The sequence below is a fragment of the Shewanella psychromarinicola genome, assembly GCF_003855155.1.
Lineage (GTDB): Bacteria > Pseudomonadota > Gammaproteobacteria > Enterobacterales > Shewanellaceae > Shewanella > Shewanella psychromarinicola.
The window spans coordinates 4,623,722-4,632,028 of sequence record NZ_CP034073.1 but is presented as its reverse complement, the minus strand read 5'-3'; the positions used below and the strand labels follow the sequence as shown (position 1 = coordinate 4,632,028).

The 8,307-nt window shown below is 39.7% G+C and carries 10 protein-coding genes; 6 read left to right on the top strand and 4 right to left on the bottom strand.

Annotated elements, in window-relative coordinates:
* Window positions 1-619 precede the first annotated feature (619 nt).
* Window positions 620-1,528 carry a 4'-phosphopantetheinyl transferase family protein gene (locus tag EGC80_RS22930; protein WP_124011912.1) on the top strand — a complete coding sequence of 303 codons (909 nt, stop codon included), beginning with the start codon at window positions 620-622 and terminating at the stop codon, window positions 1,526-1,528.
* 101 nt (window positions 1,529-1,629) lie between these two features.
* On the opposite strand, the gene queF is transcribed toward EGC80_RS22930, so the two are convergent.
* A complete protein-coding gene (gene queF / locus EGC80_RS20135) occupies window positions 1,630-2,487 on the bottom strand; it encodes an NADPH-dependent 7-cyano-7-deazaguanine reductase QueF (RefSeq protein ID WP_124011911.1) in 858 nt (285 codons plus the stop codon).
* 54 nt (window positions 2,488-2,541) lie between these two features.
* Between queF and syd the strand changes: the two genes are divergently transcribed.
* Window positions 2,542-3,192, top strand: coding sequence for a SecY-interacting protein (syd, locus tag EGC80_RS20130; protein WP_124011910.1), 651 nt, complete (start codon window positions 2,542-2,544; stop codon window positions 3,190-3,192).
* Window positions 3,193-3,268: 76 nt separating this feature from the next.
* Here the strand turns inward: syd and EGC80_RS20125 are convergent, their stop codons facing one another.
* Window positions 3,269-4,042, bottom strand: coding sequence for a Zn-ribbon-containing protein (locus EGC80_RS20125; RefSeq protein ID WP_101032300.1), 774 nt, complete (start codon window positions 4,040-4,042; stop codon window positions 3,269-3,271).
* Window positions 4,043-4,411, bottom strand: a complete 369-nt coding sequence (locus EGC80_RS20120; RefSeq protein ID WP_124011909.1) for a hypothetical protein — start codon at window positions 4,409-4,411, stop codon at window positions 4,043-4,045.
* Between the two features lie 157 nt (window positions 4,412-4,568).
* Here EGC80_RS20120 and EGC80_RS20115 point away from each other — a divergent pair, with 157 nt between their 5' ends.
* Window positions 4,569-4,952 carry a DUF3192 domain-containing protein gene (locus tag EGC80_RS20115; protein WP_124011908.1) on the top strand — a complete coding sequence of 128 codons (384 nt, stop codon included), beginning with the start codon at window positions 4,569-4,571 and terminating at the stop codon, window positions 4,950-4,952.
* Between the two features lie 34 nt (window positions 4,953-4,986).
* Here EGC80_RS20115 and EGC80_RS20110 read toward each other — a convergent pair whose 3' ends face one another.
* Entirely contained in the window at window positions 4,987-5,223 is a 237-nt protein-coding gene (locus EGC80_RS20110; protein WP_124011907.1) for a DUF2789 domain-containing protein, read from the bottom strand.
* A 174-nt stretch (window positions 5,224-5,397) separates the two neighbouring features.
* On the opposite strand from EGC80_RS20110, the gene EGC80_RS20105 reads away from it, so the two are divergent.
* From EGC80_RS20105 to msrA, 3 genes are all read left to right on the top strand, one after another.
* A complete protein-coding gene (locus EGC80_RS20105) occupies window positions 5,398-6,027 on the top strand; it encodes a GNAT family N-acetyltransferase (RefSeq protein ID WP_124011906.1) in 630 nt (209 codons plus the stop codon).
* Window positions 6,028-6,093: 66 nt separating this feature from the next.
* Window positions 6,094-6,411 carry a DUF962 domain-containing protein gene (locus EGC80_RS20100; RefSeq protein ID WP_124011905.1) on the top strand — a complete coding sequence of 106 codons (318 nt, stop codon included), beginning with the start codon at window positions 6,094-6,096 and terminating at the stop codon, window positions 6,409-6,411.
* A 1,117-nt stretch (window positions 6,412-7,528) separates the two neighbouring features.
* Entirely contained in the window at window positions 7,529-8,122 is a 594-nt protein-coding gene (gene msrA / locus EGC80_RS20095) for a peptide-methionine (S)-S-oxide reductase MsrA (RefSeq protein WP_124011904.1), read from the top strand.
* The last annotated feature ends 185 nt before the right edge of the window (window positions 8,123-8,307 follow it).

The window sequence follows — 8,307 nt, the reverse complement described above, 5'->3', positions numbered from 1 at the left end:
TCCGATACAATCACCCGAGACTAAAAACACGTAACGTGTCGCTTAAAAGCCCTCTTTATAGATACAAAGCTCGTAATTTGAAACGGGTGTCTTGTGATATTCTATTATCCATTATGTAGGTAAAACAATATCGTCCATGCTTATGCTACTGTTATATATGATTATTAATCGAATCGCTTGTTGGTGGTTCAATGTTCTATTGTGGTTTAACATGCTAACTCAACGCTGACTTTTTGTATTATAACGGATGGATTAATATCACCCTTTATTTGCTCATAAAATTGATTAGGTTTATTGGTATATTGTAAAGTAGATCAATAATTTATTCGTAATGAATTATTAGCTATCGTCTAGTAGTTATCCTCTACTAACAATGATTTTACTCGGAGGACAGACTGCTTAGAATGTGGGTAAGCACATAATCTTCGTATGAGATTATTAGCATTCACCTTAGGCGTGAAGTCTGGGGGTTACCCATGGAAATTAGCATTATGTTAATGCTAATACTATTTTTCGCGTCAATTGAGAATCATCGCGATTATTGACAAATTCCTCGCTGAAGAGGGCTTATTAAGGTAATTTAGCCGTATCGCCATTTAACTGAGTTTTGTTTGCTTTAATGCCTGCCACTTTTTCGATATCCCAATTAGACTCGCTTGCTAAGCCGCATATTTACTTTGTGCGACTTGATGGTGGGTTTTCAACTGCAGATTATGATGCAGGTTTAGCCTTAGGTTGGTTAAGTGCTGATGAAGTCGCCAAGGTTGGCCGCTATAAAAGCGTGTCGGCGCGTCATAATGCGTTGCAAGTTCGTATCGCGCTTAGGGCGGTATTATCACTGCATAGTGAGCGAAAACCCCACGAGTGGCGTTTTCGTTATGGTGACAAAGGTAAACCAGCGCTTAGCGATGATTTATTGGCTCAAACTGGGCTACATTTTAATATAAGCCACAGCGGCGAGTGGTTGATGATTGGCGTGGTTACAGGTGGACAAGCGTTTAAAGCCGACTCCGATGTGAGTTTTGGGGTTGATATTGAACGTGAACGAGGCAGTACAGATATTGTGCCTATTTTAAATCATTATTTCACCCAAGCTGAAACTGATGCTTTGTTGCAATTACCACCATCATTACAGCGGCAACGTTTTTTTGATTTATGGGCGGTGAAAGAGTCTTACATAAAAGCACGCGGCTTGGGGCTGGCATTGTCGCTTAAATCGTTTGCGGTTGATTTTAGTCAGGCAACACCGCGCAGTATTGATTTACTCTCAGTTGATAAACAAATGCTTGATAATCAGAGTCAATTAATAGCATTATGCCAAGCCGTTAAGCTGCATTTTACTAATCCTCAAGATGTTGCGACAAAGATAACTTGGCAGACGGTGATGGGACGACTTGATCAAACATACCGTTTTGCCGTTACCTTAGGTTTGGCGAATCAATTGATGGCGACAACTACACCCAACCCGCTTGCGATTTTTGATACACCATTATGTTATCAATTAAGCCTCGCTGATATATTGCCATAAAGCTAAAAACGCTTAACTCTATTATCATTCACTCATCACTTACAAAAAAACCAACCTCAGTGAGATTGGTTTTTAGCGAATACTGATAACCGCTACGGCGATTATTGTCTCGCAAGGCGGTTTGATTCTGGTGGGTTTTCAAAGTCACTGCGATATGGGTTGATGTCTAAGCCACCGCGACGGGTATAACGCGCATAAACGGTTAACTTAGTGCACTGGCAGTATTTTTTTAAGTCGACAAAGATACGCTCAACGCATTGCTCGTGAAATTCATTGTGCTGGCGGAAAGAGATTAAATAGCGCAGCAGTTTTTCACGATCAATTTTAGGGCCTTGATAACGGATCATCACACTGCCCCAGTCAGGCTGTGAGGTGATTAAACAATTAGACTTCAATAAATTTGAATTTAGTGTTTCCGCCACGTTTTTGTCAGGATCTGTACCACCGATTAAATGATCTGGATTAAATGCGTATTCGTCGACTTCAATATCCAAGTCATCAATACAAGTACCCGGTAAATCAATAATACGTTCAAGATTAAAATGCTTAGGTTCGATGACTTTTACGGTCATATCACCTTGGGCACAAGCGGCTAAATCGCGGCTTAAGGTTTCTTGTACGGCTTCGACACTGTCAAACTTAGTTTGGTTAAAACTATTTAAGTACAGTTTAAAAGATTTAGATTCAATCAAATTGACACTGTTGATATCTAACTGAACTTCCAAAATGGCAACAACAGGCTTGCCTTTAGCATTAAGCCAAGACAATTCATATCCGGTCCAAATATCGGTACCGTGAAAAGGGAGTTGACCACTTAATTCAATAGCATCTCGGTTAAGTTTACGTGGAACCCCTTGCAGCAGTGACGCGTCATACTCAGCTTGATAAGCAGTTGCTTGGCCTAATGTTAAGCCTTTTAATGCTGCTGCATCACTATAAGGGTCGTGATTGTGTGTCATCTAATCGGATTCCGTGTCAAAATATGGTTTTATTATAAACTACGAGTGGCTTAAGTGTCTTGTTCATCTGCATTAGATTGCTTTATAAAAAACTATCTTAAATCTTATCAAGATACTTTATCTGAATTTCCGCGCTATTATCCTTTGGGCGAAGACTCAATATGTATTCAAGGAACGTTTGATGCAAATCGCGATGAAATAGTGTTCTGGCAGCCTGTTAAACGGGATAATGCAGCTGATTTTAGCAATGTGGAGCATGCATTAAATATTCAGTTACACCAAGATATTCATGCATTTTATGGCCAATATTTTTCAGCACCATTACCGTTTACGGCCTCGTTTGGCGACGGTGAATTAATTCAAGCGTGGAATCAAGCCGACTTTGAGAATTTGCAACAAAATGTAATTGGCCATTTGATCATGAAACAAAAGCTTAAACAACCATCTACTTGGTTTATTGGTGTAACAGGTGATGATGATCAAATGCTAACGGTAAACAACGATGATGGCAGTGTATGGATCGAAATACCAGGCCAGAAACAAAGCACTCAAATTGCGCCGTCATTAACTGAATTTCTGCAGCAACTATCTCCACTGATAAAACCGCCGGTTAAACCGATTGAAGAAACTGAGATTGTTGCCGATCATCCGGGTATCTTGCAGCGGATCAAAACCATGTGGCAATCGTTACGCGGTAAACAATAATATATACACTTTGAAATGGCAGCAAAACACATCGTTCAGTCTTTGAATGATGTGGTTACTGAGTGTTTTAATCTGCTTATTGATGATCCCAAGATAAATTCGACACTATGCGGCAGGGTTCACAGCGAAAATGGAATAGATCTAAAAGCGGTTGTTCCAGCTTCCAAGCCTGTGAGCCACAACGTGGACACTCCCTGTTCATTTCGCTTTCTAATGACTCGCCACCCACACGGTATAAGTAATAATAGGTGGGGATGTTAGTTAAATATTCTATCCTGCCACGTAAATCCCAACCGCGTCTAAATAGGTCACTGTCTGTCCGAGTTATTTCATCTAATGCTGCAAACTCAGCTTTTGTAGCTGCTGCCATTTGCAGTTCATCACACGCTTGCCATTCTGTTTGCCATTTTATGATGCGTTTATGATCGCCATTAAAAGTTGCTGGCAGTTGATATAAAGGTATTGGCAGCAGATTATCGCCATTGCGAAGCGGTGAACACATATGCACATAACTGGTATACAACACCTGCCATGACGGGGCGTCGGTATTACTGGCTTCAGAGTTGATGTCTTGGCCGATGAATTTTTCTCTAGGCGCCAATAGTTTGGCTGCCGTCAAGCCTGCTAATGTCACTTTTACCCAAGGGCTATTATAGCGATTAGCCAGACTGGTTTTTTCGGGTAATAACAAACGAGCCCTAAATTCGCCGTCATTAAAGGCGACCGCAAATTCACGTCCAAGAATTTGTCCATTAGCCCGAAGAGCTTCAAGAAACGCATTAATGGCTTTTTCTGCCGCCTCAATGGTGGTGTCGGCAAAACATTCAAAACGCAGTTCGAAGACAAACATTTATTGGTCGACCTTATTATTAATTATATTGCTTTGGACGACCTGGTTTGCTAATTGGCGTTCTAGCTCAGCGACTCGTTGGCTCAGCTGATTAATCTGTTGTTGCATGGCGATAACCTGTTGGGTGACTTGAGCGATAGGATCGGGTTGCTCATCAGTTGGCACATCTGCCATTGATTGCATGTCCGTTAATTCTGCTATGTGCTGCCATTCAGATTTAGGTAACGCTTTAAATTGCTGTAAACCTTGGATCAGGATTGGCATTGAAATTCGATTACCTAAGCGACTTTTTATCAGCGCTAAACTGGGAGTATGTCCATTGTTGGCAATCGATTTAGCTGCTGCAAGCACCTGTTCAATTGGACTCATTGTTGGTGAAATTCCTTAATGTTTTATAGTGAGATTAACTAACGCATGTGATATTAAAAATAAACCCATATAAATCAATATATTAATTGTGGCACGATTTTGGCTTAAAGACTATGTAAATACAATTCGGATTATATTTTAACAAAAAGGACGCAACATGAAATTAAAACTTATCGCAGCAGGATTAATTGGCGCAACATCACTGATGTTAAGTGGTTGTGTGATCAGTGTTGGTGGTCATGAATCGGGTAAAAGTGCTGACTATTGGCAAGAGCAACAGGATGAAAATCGTCAACTAATTACCAAATTGTCTATGGGAATGAGCAGTGATCAAGTGACAACCCTGATGGGCATAGCAGATTTCAGCGAAGCTTATGCTAAGCCGACTCAGGACCGCGCCGAGCAGTCTATCAAAGTGTTGTTCTATCGCACCCAATGGGCTGAAGGTGATGGTAAAACAACTAAAGACGAATGCACGCCAATTGTGTTCCGAGACGACGTTTTAGTGGGCTGGGGTGACGCCGCCTATAAACAAATTTAGTCATTGAGTCACGTCATCTGACATTAACAATCAATTACGCTTCAGCTCGCATCATCACGTCCAATTGGTCAATCACTTCTGACCATTGGGCGTCTTCTAATAATGCCTCTTTTAAAAATGCTTTTTGAGCTGGGTTCCAGCAATTAGCATCAGTGATTAATGTGTGCTTATCAAGTTTATTTTGGATAACAAAGTCATCGATCCCCTCTTGATGATGAGGCAAACCTAATTGCTTAAATAAGTGACTTAGATCATTTAATGTTGTGTCCATTTGATGCATTCCTTGTAATGGTTAAGTCGATAAATTCAGTATCAATCTTGATGACAAAAAATGCAAACAACTGTCGTATATAACCGTTTTGTAGGTCAAACGCATAAACAAAACTTGTAGATTGTTTCAAACTTGTTAAATTAAGTTCAGAGAGTTAATCAACAAGGAATAATAATGGACAATAACACCTTGGAAACCCTACGTGCAGTGTATTTAACCGCTGAAGACATACGGGTTGCAGCTTCCATTCTCTATAATGCTTATCATGATGACCCTTATTTTATCGAGGTACTCGGCCAACAAGATACTCAACAATATGAACAAAAACTTCGTGCCGCTATTCGTGAAGAGTTAAATGAATTATGGCAACAAGAACAACCTTTGATTGGCCTATTTGACGGTGACCGTTTAATCGGTGTTGCGTGTGTTATTACTCAACAAGTGCCGCTGGGCGAGGGACGTTATTGGCATTGGCGTTTCAAAATGATGTTAGGGACTGGCTGGAAATCAACTCAGGGATTAATGCAAAAAGAAACCTGTATTTTAGAACATCTTCCTTCTCAAAAATGCGGAATTTTACAATTTATTGCCTTATCACCTAATGAGCAGCATAAAGGTTATGGTGCCAAACTCATTCAAGCGGTATTGAGTTGGTGTGATGAACAACGTAGGCTCGATGGGGTCGGGGTATTTGTCAGTAATCCTTCACATCATAAAGCATTAGTACAACAAGGGTTTACTAGTATTGCCACCGTTAACGTTGGCAATGTCGAGGGTGAAATATTATTTTACAACAAGGTATAACTCAAGACTACATAATCTAATATTAACAGAGCATATGATTAGCTGGTGATTAAAAAGGAGTGAGTAATGCAACCTAAACGTTATTCTTCATTTGCAGAGTTTTACCCATTTTATCTGTCGCAACATCAAGATCCTGTTTGTCGAAGACTGCATTACATTGGCAGTAGCATTATTTTGGTGATTGTTGTTAATACCTTGATTAACCAGCATTGGTGGCAGCTGTTGTGGGTGCCTGTAGTTGGGTATGGTTTTGCATGGTTAGGGCATTTTATGTTTGAAAAAAATCGGCCAGCTACATTCACTTACCCGTTATACAGCTTGTGGGGTGATTGGGTCATGTTTGGTCAAATGTTAATGCGTTTATGGCGTAAAAAAATCCGATAGTAATAACTTGCTCACACTTCTGTAAGCCATATCCTACAAGTCTGTAGGGGATCCTATTTTAAGTTGTCAGTGTTTAACGTCATCAATTATTTTTAATCCTACAAAATCAGCTTCTTATAACTTTTTATGCTTTTTTAGATGTTGCTAATTTGTTTGTTAAATGTCGTGTGTCTTTTTCATGGCGTTTTATGTGGTTAGAATATTGTTATCGAAAGCGAGTCATGAGTTGCTTTTCTTAGGATGAGAAATAAAACGAATGATGCTTAAGAATTTCAAGGATGAGACTAGGAAGGACATGCTCACGGATTAGGGCATAAACTCGGCAGATGGATAGCCGGATCAAGGAAGAGTGTAGACAGTAAAAAGTCGACACAAGGGTAAAGGGACAGGACTGCAGGAAGCAGTATGGATGATTCAACGGATTGATATGGATTTAACGCTCAGCCAATGGACCGGCTGTTCAATGGAATGACACTCATGAGTCTTTTGTTATACACAAATAGACAAGGAAATGAGAACAGGGAAAAGGACTGCAGGAAGCATAATTACATGGATGGTGCAGGGAGCAAACTTTCAGCCGGATTGCTGACAAAAGCGTTTAATGGGCACAACCTTATAACTTAAGGTTGTGCCTTTTTGCTTTTTGGCGAAAAGTTTATGGCATTTGGATCCTGTGAATAAGGTTGTGTAAATAACAAATCTAAGATTCATAATAAGTCCCAAAGTGTAAACTGATTTAGGATGTCATCATATAGGCATGCAGCTTAATAGCGCACTCATTACGATGAATATTTATCTATCCTTGTGGAGTCTTATGTTTGCCCTATGACCTAATTCATACAGTGAGTATGCCTATTTCTATATTGATACCCTGAATTCGTCATCTTGAGCATTCTGACGCGCGTGACCCTTACCTAAATAATAATTCAATGATTAACCTATTGCGTTAACAACGCTGATTTAGCAGTAAAACTATCTATTATGTAAAAATAGACAACAAATCCGAGGTAATCATCACGACTCTCGGGCATAGTGAACCTCTAAATCATTAACTTCGTAATGTAAATATCTTAGATACAAACACATCAATAAACTCGGAAAAATAATGGAGGGTATTATGAAAAACACACTAGTGTTAATAATATTAGCAGCAAGTTTATTGTTTTATGCTGCTAATGCCACTGCAGATAAAACCATTTTGGCCGGAGGATGTTTCTGGTGTATGGAATCAGACTTTGAAAAACTTGATGGCGTAACCGATGTGATCTCAGGATTCACAGGCGGAATCTTAAAAGACCCCACATACAATGGCAACCATGACGGTCATTTTGAAGCGGTTCAAATAACCTATGATCCTAGCAAGGTGAGTTACAAAGAGTTGTTAGATTATTACTGGGTTAACATAGATCCCTTTGATGCAAAGGGGCAATTTTGTGATAAAGGTACAAGCTATTTAAGCGCGATTTTCGTGGCAAACGATAAAGAAAGGGAAATTGCCCAACAGTCTAAAAGGGACATTGAAAAGCAATTTCCCAATAATAACGTTATTACGCCAATCTTAAATGCTTCTATTTTTTACCCAATTAAGGGCGATGAAAGTTACCATCAGGATTACTATAAGAACAGTCCCATTCGGTATCATGCTTATCGCTGGAATTGTGGTCGAGACCAAAGGTTAACAGACATTTGGGGAGATAAAGCGACACATTAATCTGATTGATGTTAGTCAAACACCTATGGGGTCGATTGATAGTTGGTTAGTTTATGTCATTGCTTATATCAGTCTGTAACAGATTCTGTGTAATTACCCCAGAATTGAGATAATAACCGCGACATTCATAATTGCGATGTAGTGGACGCACAATAAAATACGCTTCACCACAAAGGAGAACAAAG

Excerpts from the sequence above, each read along its gene's own strand:
- EGC80_RS22930 (WP_124011912.1), top strand. The coding sequence starts at position 620 with ATGCCTGCCACTTTTTCGATATCCCAATTAGACTCGCTTGCTAAGCCG.
- queF (WP_124011911.1), bottom strand. The coding sequence starts at position 2,487 with ATGACACACAATCACGACCCTTATAGTGATGCAGCAGCATTAAAAGGC.
- EGC80_RS20125 (WP_101032300.1), bottom strand. The coding sequence starts at position 4,042 with ATGTTTGTCTTCGAACTGCGTTTTGAATGTTTTGCCGACACCACCATT.
- EGC80_RS20120 (WP_124011909.1), bottom strand. The coding sequence starts at position 4,411 with ATGAGTCCAATTGAACAGGTGCTTGCAGCAGCTAAATCGATTGCCAAC.
- EGC80_RS20115 (WP_124011908.1), top strand. The coding sequence starts at position 4,569 with ATGAAATTAAAACTTATCGCAGCAGGATTAATTGGCGCAACATCACTG.
- EGC80_RS20110 (WP_124011907.1), bottom strand. The coding sequence starts at position 5,223 with ATGGACACAACATTAAATGATCTAAGTCACTTATTTAAGCAATTAGGT.
- EGC80_RS20105 (WP_124011906.1), top strand. The coding sequence starts at position 5,398 with ATGGACAATAACACCTTGGAAACCCTACGTGCAGTGTATTTAACCGCT.
- EGC80_RS20100 (WP_124011905.1), top strand. The coding sequence starts at position 6,094 with ATGCAACCTAAACGTTATTCTTCATTTGCAGAGTTTTACCCATTTTAT.
- msrA (WP_124011904.1), top strand. The coding sequence starts at position 7,529 with ATGAAAAACACACTAGTGTTAATAATATTAGCAGCAAGTTTATTGTTT.